This window comes from Microbacterium kyungheense (assembly GCF_006783905.1).
GTDB classification, from domain to species: domain Bacteria; phylum Actinomycetota; class Actinomycetes; order Actinomycetales; family Microbacteriaceae; genus Microbacterium; species Microbacterium kyungheense.
In genome coordinates this window covers 1-16,081 of record NZ_VFPE01000001.1, presented here as the reverse complement: position 1 = coordinate 16,081, position 16,081 = coordinate 1, and the positions used below count along the sequence as shown (strand labels likewise).

The window sequence follows — 16,081 nt, the reverse complement described above, 5'->3', positions numbered from 1 at the left end:
CGCGGTCGGCGGCATCCCGATCCGGCACGCGCCCGGCGGGCAAACCCCCAGGTTGCCGGCACGTCAGAGCCGCTTGAGCATGCGGGTGTTGCCGAGCGTGTTCGGCTTCACGTGGGCCAGGTCGAGGAACTCGGCGACACCCTCGTCAGGGGAGCGGATGAGCTGCGAATACACGTCGGGGTCGACGATCTGCTCGCCGATGGGCTCGAAGCCGCGGCGCGTGAAGAAGTCGACTTCGAAGGTGAGGCAGAACAGCCGCGAAAGCCCGAGCGTGCGGGCGTTCTGCTCCAGGCGCTCCACGATCGCCCGGCCGACCCCGTGATGCAGCCAGCCGTCGGCGACGATGAGGGTGCGCACCTCGCCGAGGTCCTCCCACATGACGTGCAGCGCGCCGCAGCCGATGAGCTCGCCGTCGGCGTCCTCGGCGACGAGGAACTGCTGCGTCGCCTCGTACAGCACGACGAGGTCCTTGCCGAGGAGGATGCGCCGCTGCACGAACGGCTCGAGAAGCGCCTGGATGCGACGGACATCGGGCGTGCGCGCCGGCCGGATCGTGAACTCTGCCACCCGTCCAGCGTAGAGCCCGCACTCCGGTGGTCGCTCAGCGACCGGCGGACGGACGAAGAGCGGATGCCGTCGGCATCCGCTCTTCGTCCGTCTGTGCGTCGCGCGTCAGGCGTTCGCCGCGAGGTCCGGCGTCGCCGAGATCTCGCCGTTGTGGACGACGCCCACCGCGACCTTCTCTCCGCGCGGGCCGTGCTCGAACACGAACTCGCCGTTCTCGGCGTCGACCTTGACGTGGTCGCCGGGGTTCAGCTCGCCGTGCAGGATCTTCTCCGACAGGCGGTCCTCGACCTCGCGCTGCATGGCGCGGCGCAGCGGCCGGGCGCCGAGCGCCGGGTCGAAGCCGATCTCGATGAGCTTGTCCTTGGCGGCATCCGTCAGCTCCACCGTCATGTCGCGGTCGAGCAGACGCTCGCCGAGGCGCTTGGTGAACAGGCCGACGATCTGGCGCAGTTCGTCCTTGTCCAGCTGCGGGAAGACGATGATGTCGTCGACACGGTTGAGGAACTCGGGCTTGAAGTTGCGCTTGAGCTCTTCGTTGACCTTGCCCTTCATCCGCTCGTAGGTCGTGCCGCTGTTGCCCTCGACCTGGAAGCCCACGGGGCCACCGGCGATCGCCGACGAACCGAGGTTCGTCGTCATGATGATCACCGTGTTCTTGAAGTCGATGACGCGGCCCTGACCGTCGGTCAGGCGACCCTCTTCGAGGATCTGCAGCAGCGAGTTGAAGATGTCGGGGTGGGCCTTCTCGATCTCGTCGAAGAGCACGACCGAGAACGGCTTGCGGCGCACCTTCTCGGTGAGCTGGCCGCCCTCTTCGAACCCGACGAACCCGGGAGGGGCACCGAACAGGCGTGAGACGGTGTGCTTCTCACCGAACTCCGACATGTCGAGCGAGATCAGCGCGGCCTCGTCGTCGAAGAGGAACTCGGCGAGCGCCTTGGCCAGCTCGGTCTTTCCGACGCCGGTGGGGCCGGCGAAGATGAACGAGCCCGACGGGCGCTTCGGGTCCTTGAGGCCGGCACGCTGGCGGCGGATCGTCTTCGAAAGGGCGGCGATCGCCTCCTCCTGGCCGATCACGCGCTGGTGCAGCGCCTTCTCCATGAAGACGAGCCGGCTCGACTCCTCTTCGGTGAGCTTGAACACCGGGATGCCGGTCGCCTGGGCGAGCACCTCGGCGATCAGGCCCTCGTCGACGACCGCGTGCGACGCGACGTCGCCCGAGCGCCACTGCTTCTCCAGGCGCAGGCGCTCGGCGAGGAGCGACTTCTCCTCGTCGCGCAGGCTGGCCGCCTTCTCGAAGTCCTGGTCCTCGGAGGCGCGCTCCTTGTCTTCGCGCACCTTGGCGATCTTGTCGTCGAACTCACGCAGCTCGGGCGGGCTCGACAGGATCGACAGGCGCAGGCGGGCGCCGGCCTCGTCGATCAGGTCGATCGCCTTGTCGGGCAGGAAGCGGTCCGAGATGTACCGGTCGGCGAGGTTCGCCGCGGCGACGATCGCGCCGTCGGTGATCTGCACCTTGTGGTGCGCCTCGTAGCGGTCGCGCAGACCCTTCAGGATGTTGATCGCGTGGGGCAGGCTCGGCTCGGCGACCTGGATCGGCTGGAAGCGGCGCTCGAGCGCGGCATCCTTCTCGAAGTGCTTGCGGTACTCGTCGAGCGTGGTGGCGCCGATGGTCTGGAGCTCGCCGCGGGCGAGCAGCGGCTTGAGGATCGACGCGGCGTCGATCGCGCCCTCTGCGGCGCCGGCACCCACGAGGGTGTGGATCTCGTCGATGAAGACGATGATGTCGCCGCGCGTGCGGATCTCTTTCGTGACCTTCTTCAGGCGCTCCTCGAAGTCACCGCGGTAGCGGGAACCGGCGATGAGCGAGCCGAGGTCGAGCGAGTAGAGCTGCTTGTCCTTCAGCGTCTCGGGCACGTCGCCCTTGACGATCGCCTGGGCGAGGCCCTCGACGACGGCCGTCTTGCCGACACCGGGCTCGCCGATGAGGACGGGGTTGTTCTTGGAGCGGCGCGACAGGATCTGCATGACGCGCTCGATCTCCTTCTCGCGCCCGATCACCGGGTCGAGCTTGTTGTCGCGCGCGGCCTGCGTGAGGTTGCGGCCGAACTGGTCGAGCACCTGCGACCCGCCCTGCGTGCTGCCCTGGGTCTGCTCGCCGGCGCCGCTGGCGACACCCGCGGGCTCCTTGCCCTGGTAGCCCGACAGCAGCTGGATGACCTGCTGGCGCACCTTGTTGAGGTCGGCGCCCAGCTTCACGAGCACCTGGGCGGCGACGCCCTCGCCCTCACGGATGAGGCCGAGCAGGATGTGCTCGGTGCCGATGTAGTTGTGGCCGAGCTGCAGCGCCTCGCGCAGGCTCAGCTCGAGGACCTTCTTGGCGCGCGGTGTGAAGGGGATGTGGCCGGTCGGCTGCTGCTGGCCCTGGCCGATGATGTCCTGCACCTGCTCGCGCACGGCGTCGAGCGAGATGCCCAGGCTCTCGAGCGCCTTGGCGGCGACGCCCTCGCCCTCGTGGATGAGACCGAGCAGGATGTGCTCGGTGCCGATGTAGTTGTGGTTGAGCATCTTCGCCTCTTCCTGGGCGAGGACGACCACACGACGGGCACGGTCGGTGAATCTCTCGAACATCTCGTTCACTCCTCCGGGGCGTCTCGGGCGGTGAGCCCACTGCGCCTTACATCGAGGGTAACGAGGCACTCGGGAGCCCACGGCCGTGTTCGCCGTGGGCATAGCGACGGACGTCGCCGTCCCTGACGCGGTCGAAGGGTTGCGCTGCGGCATCCACTGGGTTTAACGTTTTTCGATAACAACGTTTATCGATATGGAGACGAGGATGGTCATGCAGTCCACACCGCGCACTCACGTGTCGCTCGGGGAAGGGATCGCGCTCGGGCTGATCGCCACCGGCGCGGTCAGCGTCGGCGTCGCGGCTCTCGTGGCGATCGTGCAGCGGGCGATCGTCCTGTTCGGCGAGACCCCCACCATCGCCATGCCGGTGACCGGCGGCGACGTCGAAGGACTCGACGGCGTCGCGGACGTGACGGCGGCGGTCTACACGTCCGCCGACGTGACGTTCACGACGGTGCCGACCGGTGTCGGCTGGCTGCTGCTGCTCGAGGGGGCGCTCCCCGCCCTCGCGACGATCGGCGTCTGCGCGATCGCGTGGTGGCTGGGCGTCTCGCTGATCCGGGCGAAGCCGTTCCGGGCGTCGATGCCGGCCGCGATCGGCATCGCGGCATGCCTCGTGATCGCGGGCGGGCTCGGACAGCTCGCGGGCGCCTGGGGCAGGGCGATGCTCGTGGAGCAGCTGGCCGCAACCGACGAGGCCGTCACCGACGTGTTCTGGACGTTCCTGCTGCAGCTCGACCTCGCCCCCGTGGGATGGGGCTTCGCCCTCGCACTGGTCGCGATGGCGTTCGAGATCGGCACGCGGCTGCAGCGTGAGACGGAAGGCCTGGTGTGATGGCGGAGCGTCAGGATGCGGCATCCACTCGATCCGAGACCGCGGATGCGGTGACGGTCATCGTCATCGGGGCCCTCGCCGCCGTGGTGGTGATCGTCGCCGCCGTGCTGCGGGCCGTGGACGTGTTCCGGCCCGGCGGGATCGCGTGGACGTTCGATGTCGACCAGGTGCCCGTCGACGCCTCGCTGGGCTCCGAGACCGCCGGGGTGGAGGGATTCATCACGCAGGCGCTCGTGATCGCACCGGGGGTGAACGCGGTCTCGGTCACCGCGATCGTGCTGTCGATCGTCGTCGGGGCGATCGCCGCGCTCCTGGTGATCGCGGCGGTGGTGTTCGTGGCGTTCAGCCTGCTGCGGGGGCGGATCTTCGTGCCGGCCACGGCGCGGGCGTTCGACGTCATCGGCTGGTCGATCGTGCTGGGCGCGGGCGCCGTGCTGTTCTTCGACACCCTCGGCCGCAACGGCGTCCTCGCCGCCATCGGCGCGGAGGACGTCGGCGCCGACCTCGGTGCGCAGTTCTGGGCGTTCGCACCCGCGTGGGCCGCCGGCGTCTCGGTCGGCATCGTGGGCCGCGCCTTCCGCCGCGGCGTGCGGCTGCAGCGCGACACCGAGGGGCTGGTATGAGCCCCGCCGAGGACGAAGGACCCTCGGGAGTCCACTGCCGTCTCGACGAGCTGCTCGACGCGCGCGGCATGACGCTCACCCGGCTGTCGGAGCTCGTGGGAGTGTCGGTCGTGAACCTGTCGATCCTCAAGAACGACCGCGCCCGCGCGATCCGGTACTCGACGCTCTCGGCGATCTGCCGCGCCCTCGACTGCGAGATCGGCGAGCTGCTGGTGCGCGCCGACTGAGGGATTCCGGGATGCCGCCGGCCGCGGCATCCCGGAATCAGGTCGTCAGTCGTGGCCGATGATCGGGATGCGCACGTTGTCGTACTGGTCGCCCGTCAGGATCGCGAAGACGTCGGTGTCGTCGTCGAGCTCGTCGGTGACCTGTGCCACCAGGGCGCGCGGCACCATGTCCATCGTGCAGGCCTGGCCGGCCGGGGGTGTCGCGAACGTGACGGTGACCTCGGTCGAGCTCGTCGCGGCGACGTCCGAGATCACCGGAACGCAGGTCGATGACCCCCACGTGACGATCACGAACTGGCCGTCGTCGGCCCAGCCCGCGCTCGGCTGGTAGTCGGTCTCTCCACCGGCCGCGAGGCCTGCGACGCCGTCGAGGTCGGTGTCGCCGGTGTACGCGCCGGTGAGCCGGATCTCGAGGTCCTGCGTCGGGTCCACGCCTTCGGGCACGCCCACGAGGGTCGCCCGAGAGACGTAGTCGGCGGTGCAGACGGTGGCGGCCGGCGGCGCGACCAGTTCGACCTCGAGCACGCCGTTCTCGTAGGAGGTCTCGCCCGCCACCGGGATGCAGTCGGTCGAGGACGACCCCTCGGTCACGAGCGCGATCATGCGACCGCCGTCGACCCACGCGGCGTCGACCTCGAGCTCGCCGCCCGATCCGCCGGATGCGGATGCCGAGGGCGTCGAGCTCGGCGTGGACGCCGTGCCGGATCCCGCCGGGGTCGCGCACGCGGCGAGCACACCGGCGGCGAGCAGCATCAGACCCACACCTGCGACGAGTGAACGGGAACGGACAGCCATGCGAGCCTCCTCGGTTCAGCGGACGCCCACCCCCGAGGCATCCGTCTTCCCCTATGGTGTCGCAAACGCGCCCGGAATCTCAGCCTCTCGATAACGTGCCGGTCACGATCCGCCGAGCGCAACCGTCACTGCAGCGCCGACGTGAGACGCGCGAGGTTGTCGAGCACGGTGGAACGCAGCGGCTGCTTCTCCCACTCGTCGAGCGTGAGCTCCCGCGACAGCGAGCGGTACATGTCTTCGACCGTGCGCATCTCTTGGACGAACTCCTCGCCGCGCACGAGCATCGAGATCTCCATGTTGAGACCGAACGAGCGCATGTCCATGTTGCTCGACCCGATGATGGCGACCTCGTCGTCGATCGTGAGGCTCTTGGTGTGCAGGATGAACGGCTTCTTGTACATCCAGATCTTCACTCCGGCGCGCAGCAGAGCCTCGTAGTAGCTGCGCTGCGCGTGGTAGACGATGGCCTGATCGCCCTCCTCCGACACGAAGAGCTCGACGTGGATGCCGCGCTGACAGGCCGTCGTGATCGCGAGGAGCATCGCCTCGTCGGGCACGAAGTACGGGCTGACGACGATGATCTGGCGCTGCGCCGCGTACAGCAGGCCCGCGAACAGCTTGAGGTTGTTCTGGAACTCGAACCCCGGGCCCGACGGCACGATCTGGCAGTCCAGGTCGCCCGGACCGGCGGTCACGTCGAACAGGTCGATCTGCTCGGTGAGCACTTCGTCGGTCTCGGAGTACCAGTCGCTGAGGAACACCGCGTTGACGGATGCCACGACCGGCCCTTCGATCCGGGCCATGAGGTCGACCCAGTGCAGGCCGCGCTTGATGTTCTTGCGAAGGTTGTACGTGGAGGCGGTGACGTTCTGCGATCCCGTGAACGCGACACGGCCGTCGACGACGAGGAGCTTGCGGTGGTTGCGCAGGTCGGGCCGCTGGTACTTGCCCTTGAGCGGCTGCACCGGAAGCATCAGATGCCACTGCGCCCCCATGTCGGTCAGCCGCCGCAGCGTCTTGCGGTAGAACGGCTTTCCGCGGTTCGCCCAGTGATCCAGCAGCACGCGCACCGTCACGCCGCGCGCGGCGACCTCTTCGAGGGCGCGGAAGAAGTTGTCGGTCGCCGCATCCGTCTGCAGGATGTAGAACTCGACGTGCACGAAGCGCTCGGCGGCGCGGATGGCGTCGGCCATCGCATCGAGGCTCTCCTGGTAGTCCGGGATGAGGTGCGCCGCGTTGTCACCGGCGAGCGGCATCGCGCCGAGGTTTCGGTTGAGGGTCACGAGCGACCTGAACCACGCCGGCGCGTGCGGGCGCAGGGTGCCGAAATCGAGCGATTCGCTCGTGTCGTGGATGTAGTCGTTGATGCGCTCCTGCTTGCGCCGGCGCTTGCGCGGCAGCCGCGGGTTGCCGATGAGCAGGAACAGGAACACCCCGATGATCGGGATGAAGTAGATCGCCAGCAGCCACGCCATCGCCGCCGTCGGACGGCGGTTGCGCGGCACCACGATGATCGCCGTGACACGGATGATGATGTCGAGTACGAAGACCAGCACCACCCACCACGTCGCATCGATCGTGATGGTGATCATCGGGCGGTGCCTCTCAAGCGCTGATCAGAGCTGACGGTGTGCCCCACTGTATCGGGGTCGGCCGACACGCCCGGTCTGCGGCGGCGACGCGCCGGATCAGCTGTCGGAGGGGGTGGACGCTTCGTGTCGTCCCTCGCTCAGCGCAAGTGCCGCCGCCCGGGGCGGCAGGCCGCGCTTGGCGCGCTCCTCGGCGTCGACCTTCGCGTACACCCGACGCTCGGTGCGGTCGGCGCGCACGATGCTGCGCAGCACGAAGAAGAAGATCAGCGAGACGAGGACGGTCGGCAGGAGTGTCCACAACGCCGCAGCCCAGAAGTCCATGCCTTCAAGGATACGCCGTGTGGGTATCGGCTCCTCCCCAGGGCGCAGGACGTGACCGCCGACGCTGCGATCCATCCACAGGGGTTACGCCCCGCCGGGCTCCACCGCGAGAGTTTTCGCCCATGAGCCCCACGATCGTGAAGGCGGCGGACGCCGCTCAGTTCCTGTCCCTGATCCCGCGCATGATGGGCTTCCAGCCCGTGCGCAGCCTTGTGGTCATCCCGTTCCGCGCGACGAGGAGCCTCGGCGCGATGCGGTTCGACCTGCCCTCCGACGAGGAGTCCGTCGAACGGATCGCGTCCACGGTGATCGGCATGGTCTGCCGGCTGCCCGAGGCCGATGCGATCGCGGGGATCGCGTACACGGACGAGCGCTTCGCGGGTGAGGGGATGCCGCACCGCGCGCTGCTGGACGCCCTCGCTTCCAGCGCCGACGCGTGCGGGATCGCTGTCAGCGATCTGCTGTGCGTCGCCGCGGACGCCTGGGGTTCCGCTCTCGACCCCGCGAGCCCGCCGGGCGGTCGCACCCTGGACGACCTCGAGCGCGACGATCCCCGGTTCGGCGATGTGCCCGCGCCGGAGGGCGACCAGGCGTCGGGAGCGGGGCTGCCGGACTGTCCGGCCGAGCAGTGCGATCAGGTCGCACGAGCGCTCGACGACCTGCGACGGGCGCTTGCGGTGCTCGGCGGGTCCGACGCGGGCACCGCCGCCGACACGGCCCCGGCGCCGCTGTCGGCTCCCGGCGAGGACCTCGGGCCGGTGCCCGCGCCGGTCACCGGCGAGGACGAGGACCCGGCTTCCGGCGTCGAGCGCATCGATCCGCGCGCCCTCGCGGCGGCCTCCCGGCTCGACGATCTGCCCGCGCTGTTCGAGGACGCCCTGCGACATGAGCCCGAGGCCCTCGACGCGTACGAGCTCGCCGCGCTCGGCTGGTGCCTCGCGCGGCCCTCGCTGCGAGACATCGCCCTCGTCCAGTGGAGCGGCAACCTGTCGCAGGGGGACGAGGCGCTCACGGCGCAGCTGCGCTGGGAGGCGGGCGACGAGTATCCGCCGCACCTCGCGATGCGCATGTGGGGTGAGGGCGATGCTCCCTCACCCGCACGGCTCAGCGGTGCGCTGCAGGTGACGCGCCGGGTGGCGGCATCCGTCCCCCGCGAGGCGCAGCCCGGCGCGCTCGCGATGTGCGCGTGGCTGGCCTGGGCGCTCGGGCGGTCGACACACGCCGTCGAGTACGCGAACGCCGCGTGCGACATCGATCCGGACCACGGTCTGTCGCAGATCGTGCTGTCGTTCGTGAGCGCCGCTCACCTGCCGGACTGGGTCTTCCGGCGGTGAGCCCGCGGACCGGTCCTCGACGCGCGGGCGGTTCGGCCAGGCTACTTGACGAGCGGGAAGAGGATCGTCTCGCGGATGCCGAGGCCGGTGACCGCCATCAGCAGACGGTCGATGCCCATGCCCATGCCGCCCGTCGGGGGCATGCCGTGCTCGAGCGCGCGCAGGAACTCCTCGTCGATGCGCATGGCCTCGAGGTCGCCGCGGGCGGCGAGTTTGGCCTGCTCGACGAAACGCTCACGCTGGATCACCGGGTCGACGAGCTCGGAATAGCCGGTGGCCAGTTCGAAGCCGCGCACGTACAGGTCCCACTTCTCGACGACGCCCGCGATCGACCGGTGCTCGCGCACCAGAGGGCTGGTGTCGACGGGGAAGTCCATCACGAAGGTCGGGCGCACGAGACCAGGCTTCACGAAGTGCTCCCACAGCTCTTCGACGAGCTTGCCGTGAATGGCGTGCGGGGGCAGCTCGACGCCCTCGGCCTCGGCGAGCGCGACGAGCTCGTCGAACGGCGTCTCGGGAGTGATCTCACGACCGGCGGCCCGGGACAGCGAGCCGTACATCGACAGCCGGTCCCACTGTCCGCCCAGGTCGTACTCGGTGCCGTCGGCCCACGTCACCGTCGTCGATCCCGACACCGCGATGGCCGCGTTCTGGATCAGCTCCTGCGTCAGGTCGGCGATGCCGTTGTAGTCGCTGTACGCCTGATACGCCTCGAGCATCGCGAACTCGGGGCTGTGCGTCGAGTCCGCGCCTTCGTTGCGGAAGTTGCGGTTGATCTCGTACACGCGGTCGATGCCGCCCACGACGGCGCGCTTGAGGAACAGCTCCGGCGCGATCCGCAGGTACAGGTCCGCGTCGAACGCGTTCGAGTGGGTGATGAACGGGCGCGCGGACGCGCCGCCGTGCTGCACCTGGAGCATCGGCGTCTCGACCTCGAGGAAGCCGTGCGACGCGAACGTCGCGCGCAGGCTCGAGTTCACCTTGGCCCGGGCCACCACCGTGTCGCGGGCGCGCTCGCGCACGATCAGGTCGAGGAAGCGGCTGCGCACACGGCTCTCTTCGCTGAGCTCGGAGTGCAGGTTCGGCAGCGGCAGCACGGCCTTCGATGCGATGCGCCACTCCGACACCATGATCGACAGCTCGCCGCGGCGGCTGGAGATCACCTCGCCCGAGACGAACACGTGGTCGCCGAGGTCGACGAGCTCCTTCCAGAGCTGCAGCGACTCCTCGCCGACGGCGGCGAGCGACACCATCGCCTGGATGCGGCTGCCGTCGCCCGCCTGCAGCGAGGCGAAGCACAGCTTGCCGGTGTTCCGGCTGAACACGACGCGACCGGCCACGGCGGCGACCACGCCGGTCTCGGCACCGGCCTCGAGGTCGCCGAAGCGCTCGCGCAGCCCCGGGATCGTGTCGGTGATCGGCAGGCTCACCGGATAGGCCCCGCCCGCGGCATCCACTCGCTCGGCGATCAACCGCTCGCGCTTGGCCAGCCGCACGGCCTTCTGCTCGAAGACGTCTTCTTCGGTCGGCTCGGCGGGCGGGGTCGTGTCGGTCACGAGATGGGCTCCTCGGTGGGGTCTTCTCCGCAGAACGCGGACCCGACGAGTCTACCGAGGGCCGTCTCGGCGCTCGCTGTGTCCGCGGACGGTCGGCTCTCGCGTGCGCACGAGCGGCGGCGGACCGGGATCCGTCCCGCTCGGCGACGATCAGCCGAGGTAGATGTCGGCGTTGTCGACGAAGCGGTGGCCGGCGACGGTCGCGGCGATGAGCGCCAGCGCAGGGCCTTGCGATCCCTCATCGGCCGGCAGGAACGTCCGCGGATCGACGACACTGAGGTACTCGAGGCGGATGCGGGGCTCCCCCATGAGCGTCGACTGCGCGGCCGCGATGCACGCGTCGATGCCGCGGTCCGCGTTGGCCGCGGCTGCGTCGAGGGCCGCGGGCAGCAGGGCCGCCGCAGCGAGGTCGCGGTCCTCCAGCATGCCGACCCGCGTCGAGACCGGCAGTCCGTCGTCCCGGCGCACGGTCCGCACCGTCTCGACCTCGACATCGAGGTACAGGTCGCGGATCATGCGCCGGACGAGGAACACGCGCTGGCGGTCCCGCTCGCCGTACACCGCCACATCCGGGCGCACGAGGTTCAGCAGCTTCGCCTCGACCGTCAGCAGGCCGTCGAAGTAGAACGGGCGGGTGCGGCCCTCGTAGCGCAGCCCGAGGTCGCCGGCGGTGACCTTCGTGGTGGCCGCGCCGTCCGGCAGCAGTTCGGCCGGCTCGGGCGCGAACACCACGTCGACCCCGAGCGACTCCAGCAGATTCTCGTCCTCGTCGGGGGTGCGCGGGTAGGCCGCGTGCTCGGCGGGCGATCCGAAGCGCAGCGGGTTGACGAACAGCGACACCACGACGACGTCGGCGACCTCGCGTGCGCGGTGGACCAGGTCGATGTGGCCGTCATGCAGCGACCCGATCGTCGAGATGAGGGCCACTCGGGCTCCCGGGGCGGCCGCGCGGACCTCCGCCAGGCGCGTCCGGAGTCCGTCGACGGTGCTGATCATCCTTGGATCGTAGCGGTGGGATCGACACCCGGCCCCGAGCCGGCCTCGCTCAGCGCGTGGTCGATCGTCGTGTGCACGAGCGTCGACAGGTACGCGCCGGGATGCGGCACCCCGGCCTGGGCGAGCAGAGCCGTCGACTGCCGCACGATCGAACGCGAGAACTCGCTGGCCGTCGCGATCGCCTCCGCATACGACGGGCGCGCCGCCTCGTCGACGACGACGGGCTCGCAGCCCAGCTCGACGGCGAGCGCCTGCGCGATCGGCAGCACCGGACCGGGCGCCGTCACGGCCGCATACGCGCTCGACAGGGCGCGGAAGTCCATGGAGGTCCCGCTGAACTCGATGGCCGGGTGCACCGCGAGCGGGATCGCACCCTTCGCGACGGCGGGAGCGAGGACACCCGTCCCCCATGCCGGATCGGTGTGCAGGACGAGCTGCCCCGGCTGCCACGCCCCGACGTCGGCGAGACCGGCGAGGAGCCCCTCGAGCTGGTCGTGCGGCACCGCGATGATCACCAGTTCGCTGCGGCGGGCCACCTCGGTCGCGTCGAGCACCGGAACGCCCGGCAGGATCGCCTGGACCCGCTCCGGGTCCGAGCCGGCGGTGATGCCCACGACGGCGTGGCCCGCTCCGCCGAGAGCCGCGCCGAGGACGGGCCCCACTCGCCCGGCGCCGATGATCCCGACGCCCAGCCTGCCGTCCCGCGTCATCGTGCCGGCTCCGGGGGATCCACGGGGCGGGCAGCAGTCGCCTCGGCCGCCGCGGGAACGGCGGTCGCCGCATCCACATCGTCCTGAGCCCAGCGATGCGTCCGGTCCGACAGCGCTGCCCGCACCGCGGCACGCGCCACATCGTCGAACAGCCGCAGCGCGACATCACGGTCGATCGCCGCCAGGAACGGGGTGACGGGGCCCTGCACGATGTGGGCACGGCCGTTCGTCACGCCGGTCAGGCGATCCAGCGGCCCCTGGTACAGCCCGAAGCTCTGCAGCCGCGCGAGCGGCAGGATCACGATCTTGCGCCACACCACACCGCGCCGCATCAGCAGTTCGTCCTCGGTCAGCAGGAACCCGTTGCGTCGGTACGACAGCGGCCGGATCCACCACGCCCGGCGCGGCGTGTTCGTGAACGCGTCGTCCGCCGTCGGGCCGAACATCCCCTGCTGCACGACGAGCGCGCGCTCGGTCACGGTCAGTGCCGGCTGGACGAGCCGCAGCACGCGTTCGACGTCGGCCACCGTGCCGACGGGGAGCACGGTCGTGAAGTCGTCGCTGGTGCCGTCCGACGCGCTGCGCCCGGTAAGGCGGTTGATCCGGATCGTCCACCATCCGGCGGGTCGCCACAGGATCGGCTGTGTCACTTCGACCGCGTGCACGCGTCCGGGAGGAAGGATCTCGGTGATCGTCGTGGTGAGGCCGTACGTGATGCGCACGCCGTCGGGTGTCGGCGCGATCGAGTACCGCAGCGACTTGAAGATCGAACGCACCCAGTACGCGCCGAAACCGATGATCGCAGGCACGAAGCCGAAGAGCATCCACGTGATGCCCTGGGTGACACCGACCACGATCGCCACGATCGCGAACAGGAGGCCGACCGTCGACATGCTGAGGACATGGGACGCCACCAGCCGGCCGAGCGGGATGTGCACGACGGACTCGGGCTCGGCCACGGGCGCTTCAGGACCCTCGATGATCCCCGCGAGCTCGCGGCTGACCGTGAGTCCGATGGCCGCGGTGCGGCTTGCCGGACGCCGCGCGCCACCGGGGGCGGCGGCATCCGCCAGCCGGCGTCCCGAGGCGAGTCGCAGGATGTCGGCGCGCACCGCCTCGGCGTTCGCGGTCGACAGGTACTCGAGCTTGACGTTCGCCGACATCCCGGCGCCGACGACCTCGAGCTTGGCCATGCCGAGCAGGCGGGCGATCATCGGCCGCGTGAGGTTGACCCCCTGCACGCGGTCGAGCGGGGCGCGGCGCTGCGTGCGGAACAGGATGCCGCTGCGGACCTCGACGTCGTCCTCGGTGATGCGGAACGTGTGGAACCGCCACGACGTGTAGAACACTGCGACGAGGATGATCAGGACCGCGAGCACCGCCAGCGCCGCCAGCACGTACAGGTTGTTCGCGATGACGAAGTCGACCGGATCGCCGCCCATCTCCTCCCACTCGACGACCTCGTCGCCGACGCCGGGCGCGAGCCACGGGAGGAAGATGTACAGCAGGCGGTCGCGCAGGTTCGAGAAGATGATGCCGATCACGACGAGCAGGAAAAGCCCGCCGCGCAGGAGCGGCGTCAGCGGGTGGAGCCGGTGCCACTCGCCGTCGCTGAGCGGCGAGCGGACCAGCTGCGGCGGGGGCGCCGCGGGCCCGTCGACGGGCTCAGGGAGCGGGCCCGCTTCGTGCCCGTCGACGGGCTCAGGGAGCGGACCCGCTTCGTGCCCCTCGACAGGCTCAGGGACCGTGGTCATAGTCCCGTGCGCCGGCTCTCGGCGACCTCGATGAGGTGGTCGCGCAGCGTCTCGGCCGTCGATTGCGTGAGCCCCGGGATCACGACGCCCGTCGCGGCCGCGGCCGTCACGAACTTCAGCTGCGCGATGCCGAAGCCGCGGTCGAGCGGCCCGTGGGTGATGTCGATCAGCTGCATCCGGCCGTACGGCACGGCGACGAAGCGCTGCCACAGGATGCCGCGACGGAAGACGAGATCGTCCTCGCGCAGCCGGTAGCCGATCGCGCGCGCCTGGCGCGGGAGGATCGCGAGCGTCCAGATCTGGATGACGGCCAGCACGCCGCCGACGATCCACACCCACTGCAGGTGCAGCAGGAGCGCCATCAGGAGGGTCGCCACCACCACGATCGCGAGGAACGAGCCGTGCGAGATGAGCTGCACCGTCACGTACTTGGGCGAGATCTGGTGCCAGACACCGCCCTCGAGCACGAGCCGGTTCTCGGACTTCGGCTCGACGACGCGATCGAACGACTCCCCGTCGGCGGCGCCGGCGGGCGGTGCCGGCAGGACGTCGCGCGCCGGCGCGCCCGCGTCAGTGGCCCTTGAGGCGCGGCTCGAGTCCGGAGTCGTCCCCGGATCCGGGCTGTTCGTCATCGTCGTCCTTCCGGATGGTGCACAGGTGCTCCGCGACGAGTCCGGCGGCGACCAGGACGGCGCCGCACACGGTCGTCGCGATGACCGTTCCCCACGAGCCTATCGACGGCGTGACCGGCCTGGTCGCGAGGAAGATCCACAGCCCGCCGCCCAGTCCGCCGATCGCCGCGCCCACGATGCTCGACGCCTTCGCGAGCATCGCGATGCGCAGTGCGCGGAACGGGTTCACGACCGTGTTCGACGTTCCGTGCGTCGCCCGCCGGATCGGCACTGCCAGGGCGATCACGACGGCACCGAGCAGCATCAGCAGGATCGGCAGCGTCACCGCCGGGGTGAACGTCGAGCGCCCCGCCGAGGTCAGCAGCTGGTCGATGAGGAAACCCGCGGCGACCCCGAGGACCGCCGCGACGATGAGGACGCCCGCGCCGGTGCGTTTCATTCGGCCCCTCGCAGTCTGCGCATCAGGTCATCGACGCGTCCCGCACCCGGGAGCACGGCGTCGGGGTCGACGGCGAGCCACGGACCGAGCACGAAGTCACGCTCGGCGGCACGGGGATGCGGCAGCAGCAGGCGCGGGTCGTCGCTGACCAGGTCGCCGTAGGCGATCAGGTCGAGATCCAGCGTGCGGTCCTCCCAGCCCGCCTCGAGCGCCGAGCGCTCGGTCGAGCGCACACGCCCGTGGCGCCGCTCGATGGCGTGCAGGTAGCTGAGAAGGACCGAAGGAGCCAGGCGCGTGGTGAGCACGGCCACGGAGTTCAGGTATGCGGGGGCGGCGGCATCCCTCCCCTCCGGCTTGAACGCGACCGACTCGACGGGCTCGGAGGCCCGCACGGCGTCGACGAGCGGCAACCGGGCGAGATCGGTGATGGCCGCGGTGATCGTCTCGGCGCGGTCGCCGAGGTTGGCGCCCAGCGCCACGACGGCCTCGACGGGAGCGTGCGGGTGCGGCTCGGCCTCGCGGTCGAAGCCCTGCGCCAGTCGACGGTTCACGCGGCGGCTCCGCGGTTCGCGGCGTCCCGCTGGATGGTCACCGACACATCGCCGAACGGCACGGTGATCGGCGCATGCGGCTTGTGGATCGTCACGCGCACCGTGTGTGCCAGCGGATGCTCGAGCAGGTCGTCGGCGATGCGCGCGGCGACGCCCTCGATGAGGTTGAGCGGGTCGCGTCCGACGAGCTCGACGATGCGTTCGGCGACCTCGCCGTAGTGCACGGTGTCGGTGACGTCGTCGGATGCCGCAGCCTGCGTCGTATCGACGAACAGGGTCACATCGACCACGAACTCCTGGCCTTCACGTCGTTCGTCGGCGAAGACGCCGTGGTGGCCGAAGGCCCGGACGCCGGTCAGCGTGATCTGGTCGAGGGGTCCCATGCCGCTCCTTCCTCCCAGCTGCGCGCGATGGTGAGAGCATCGCGCGTACCTGCGACATCGTGCACGCGCACCGCCCACGCCCCCGCCTGCGCTGCCAGCACGCTGGTGACAGCGGTCGCGAGATCGCGACGGCTC

At 70.2% G+C, this 16,081-nt stretch carries 17 protein-coding genes and 1 pseudogene; 4 read left to right on the top strand and 14 right to left on the bottom strand.

The genetic code is table 11. The annotated features are described in order from the left end of the window. Positions 1-63: 63 nt before the first annotated feature. Together FB391_RS00090 and FB391_RS00085 are read right to left on the bottom strand one after the other, a co-directional pair. Positions 64-567 carry an amino-acid N-acetyltransferase gene (locus tag FB391_RS00090; protein WP_141892283.1) on the bottom strand — a complete coding sequence of 168 codons (504 nt, stop codon included), beginning with the start codon at positions 565-567 and terminating at the stop codon, positions 64-66. A gap of 105 nt (positions 568-672) precedes the next feature. Further along, complete coding sequence (locus tag FB391_RS00085) at positions 673-3,198, bottom strand: ATP-dependent Clp protease ATP-binding subunit (protein WP_141892282.1); 2,526 nt, start codon at positions 3,196-3,198, stop codon at positions 673-675. A gap of 211 nt (positions 3,199-3,409) precedes the next feature. Between FB391_RS00085 and FB391_RS19540 the strand changes: the two genes are divergently transcribed. From FB391_RS19540 to FB391_RS00070, 3 genes are read left to right on the top strand one after another with little or no spacing between them, the layout of a single operon-like run. After that, entirely contained in the window at positions 3,410-4,033 is a 624-nt protein-coding gene (locus FB391_RS19540; protein ID WP_185842860.1) for a hypothetical protein, read from the top strand. Next, positions 4,033-4,656, top strand: a complete 624-nt coding sequence (locus tag FB391_RS00075) for a hypothetical protein (protein WP_141892281.1) — start codon at positions 4,033-4,035, stop codon at positions 4,654-4,656. Before FB391_RS19540 ends, FB391_RS00075 begins: the two co-directional genes overlap by 1 nt. After that, complete coding sequence (locus FB391_RS00070) at positions 4,653-4,883, top strand: helix-turn-helix domain-containing protein (protein WP_141892280.1); 231 nt, start codon at positions 4,653-4,655, stop codon at positions 4,881-4,883. The genes FB391_RS00075 and FB391_RS00070 overlap by 4 nt, the downstream gene beginning before the upstream one ends. A 45-nt stretch (positions 4,884-4,928) precedes the next feature. Here the strand turns inward: FB391_RS00070 and FB391_RS00065 are convergent, their stop codons facing one another. From FB391_RS00065 to FB391_RS00055, 3 genes are all read right to left on the bottom strand, one after another. Beyond that, complete coding sequence (locus FB391_RS00065) at positions 4,929-5,678, bottom strand: hypothetical protein (protein WP_141892279.1); 750 nt, start codon at positions 5,676-5,678, stop codon at positions 4,929-4,931. A gap of 125 nt (positions 5,679-5,803) precedes the next feature. Then, complete coding sequence (gene cls, locus FB391_RS00060; RefSeq protein WP_141892278.1) at positions 5,804-7,270, bottom strand: cardiolipin synthase; 1,467 nt, start codon at positions 7,268-7,270, stop codon at positions 5,804-5,806. A gap of 96 nt (positions 7,271-7,366) precedes the next feature. Next, a complete protein-coding gene (locus FB391_RS00055; protein ID WP_141892277.1) occupies positions 7,367-7,591 on the bottom strand; it encodes a hypothetical protein in 225 nt (74 codons plus the stop codon). 122 nt (positions 7,592-7,713) lie between these two features. Between FB391_RS00055 and FB391_RS00050 the strand changes: the two genes are divergently transcribed. Continuing rightward, a complete protein-coding gene (locus tag FB391_RS00050; RefSeq protein ID WP_141892276.1) occupies positions 7,714-8,925 on the top strand; it encodes a DUF4192 family protein in 1,212 nt (403 codons plus the stop codon). Positions 8,926-8,966: 41 nt separating this feature from the next. Here the strand turns inward: FB391_RS00050 and lysS are convergent, their stop codons facing one another. The 9 genes and pseudogenes from lysS to FB391_RS19825 all read right to left on the bottom strand — a co-directional run. Next, complete coding sequence (gene lysS, locus FB391_RS00045) at positions 8,967-10,481, bottom strand: lysine--tRNA ligase (protein WP_141892275.1); 1,515 nt, start codon at positions 10,479-10,481, stop codon at positions 8,967-8,969. 150 nt (positions 10,482-10,631) lie between these two features. Then, the gene (locus FB391_RS00040; RefSeq protein ID WP_141892274.1) at positions 10,632-11,477 is read right to left on the bottom strand and encodes a 4-phosphopantoate--beta-alanine ligase; all 846 of its coding nucleotides are present in this window, start codon (positions 11,475-11,477) and stop codon (positions 10,632-10,634) included. After that, a complete protein-coding gene (locus FB391_RS00035; RefSeq protein WP_141892273.1) occupies positions 11,474-12,187 on the bottom strand; it encodes a Rossmann-like and DUF2520 domain-containing protein in 714 nt (237 codons plus the stop codon). The genes FB391_RS00040 and FB391_RS00035 overlap by 4 nt, the downstream gene beginning before the upstream one ends. Then, the gene (locus tag FB391_RS00030) at positions 12,184-13,941 is read right to left on the bottom strand and encodes a PH domain-containing protein (protein WP_246093299.1); all 1,758 of its coding nucleotides are present in this window, start codon (positions 13,939-13,941) and stop codon (positions 12,184-12,186) included. The genes FB391_RS00035 and FB391_RS00030 overlap by 4 nt, the downstream gene beginning before the upstream one ends. Further along, the gene (locus FB391_RS00025) at positions 13,938-14,573 is read right to left on the bottom strand and encodes a PH domain-containing protein (protein WP_141892272.1); all 636 of its coding nucleotides are present in this window, start codon (positions 14,571-14,573) and stop codon (positions 13,938-13,940) included. Before FB391_RS00025 ends, FB391_RS00030 begins: the two co-directional genes overlap by 4 nt. Then, positions 14,512-15,012: a DUF3180 domain-containing protein gene (locus FB391_RS00020; protein ID WP_141892271.1), complete on the bottom strand. Its 501-nt coding sequence runs from the start codon at positions 15,010-15,012 to the stop codon at positions 14,512-14,514. Before FB391_RS00020 ends, FB391_RS00025 begins: the two co-directional genes overlap by 62 nt. Beyond that, on the bottom strand, positions 15,009-15,563 hold the full coding sequence (folK, locus tag FB391_RS00015) for a 2-amino-4-hydroxy-6-hydroxymethyldihydropteridine diphosphokinase (protein ID WP_141892270.1): 555 nt from the start codon (positions 15,561-15,563) through the stop codon (positions 15,009-15,011). Before folK ends, FB391_RS00020 begins: the two co-directional genes overlap by 4 nt. Beyond that, positions 15,560-15,946: a dihydroneopterin aldolase gene (gene folB / locus FB391_RS00010; protein WP_141892269.1), complete on the bottom strand. Its 387-nt coding sequence runs from the start codon at positions 15,944-15,946 to the stop codon at positions 15,560-15,562. Before folB ends, folK begins: the two co-directional genes overlap by 4 nt. Next, a pseudogene (locus FB391_RS19825) lies at positions 15,919-16,081 on the bottom strand (dihydropteroate synthase); the annotation flags it as partial. The gene folB and the pseudogene FB391_RS19825, both read right to left, overlap by 28 nt.

What these genes read in the sequence shown, in the direction of transcription:
- FB391_RS00085 (WP_141892282.1), bottom strand. Translation starts at nt 3,198, where the DNA reads ATGTTCGAGAGATTCACCGACCGTGCCCGTCGTGTGGTCGTCCTCGCC.
- FB391_RS19540 (WP_185842860.1), top strand. Translation starts at nt 3,410, where the DNA reads ATGCAGTCCACACCGCGCACTCACGTGTCGCTCGGGGAAGGGATCGCG.
- FB391_RS00075 (WP_141892281.1), top strand. Translation starts at nt 4,033, where the DNA reads ATGGCGGAGCGTCAGGATGCGGCATCCACTCGATCCGAGACCGCGGAT.
- FB391_RS00070 (WP_141892280.1), top strand. Translation starts at nt 4,653, where the DNA reads ATGAGCCCCGCCGAGGACGAAGGACCCTCGGGAGTCCACTGCCGTCTC.
- FB391_RS00065 (WP_141892279.1), bottom strand. Translation starts at nt 5,678, where the DNA reads ATGGCTGTCCGTTCCCGTTCACTCGTCGCAGGTGTGGGTCTGATGCTG.
- cls (WP_141892278.1), bottom strand. Translation starts at nt 7,270, where the DNA reads ATGATCACCATCACGATCGATGCGACGTGGTGGGTGGTGCTGGTCTTC.
- FB391_RS00055 (WP_141892277.1), bottom strand. Translation starts at nt 7,591, where the DNA reads ATGGACTTCTGGGCTGCGGCGTTGTGGACACTCCTGCCGACCGTCCTC.
- FB391_RS00050 (WP_141892276.1), top strand. Translation starts at nt 7,714, where the DNA reads ATGAGCCCCACGATCGTGAAGGCGGCGGACGCCGCTCAGTTCCTGTCC.
- FB391_RS00040 (WP_141892274.1), bottom strand. Translation starts at nt 11,477, where the DNA reads ATGATCAGCACCGTCGACGGACTCCGGACGCGCCTGGCGGAGGTCCGC.
- FB391_RS00035 (WP_141892273.1), bottom strand. Translation starts at nt 12,187, where the DNA reads ATGACGCGGGACGGCAGGCTGGGCGTCGGGATCATCGGCGCCGGGCGA.
- FB391_RS00030 (WP_246093299.1), bottom strand. Translation starts at nt 13,941, where the DNA reads ATGACCACGGTCCCTGAGCCTGTCGAGGGGCACGAAGCGGGTCCGCTC.
- FB391_RS00025 (WP_141892272.1), bottom strand. Translation starts at nt 14,573, where the DNA reads ATGACGAACAGCCCGGATCCGGGGACGACTCCGGACTCGAGCCGCGCC.
- FB391_RS00020 (WP_141892271.1), bottom strand. Translation starts at nt 15,012, where the DNA reads ATGAAACGCACCGGCGCGGGCGTCCTCATCGTCGCGGCGGTCCTCGGG.
- folB (WP_141892269.1), bottom strand. Translation starts at nt 15,946, where the DNA reads ATGGGACCCCTCGACCAGATCACGCTGACCGGCGTCCGGGCCTTCGGC.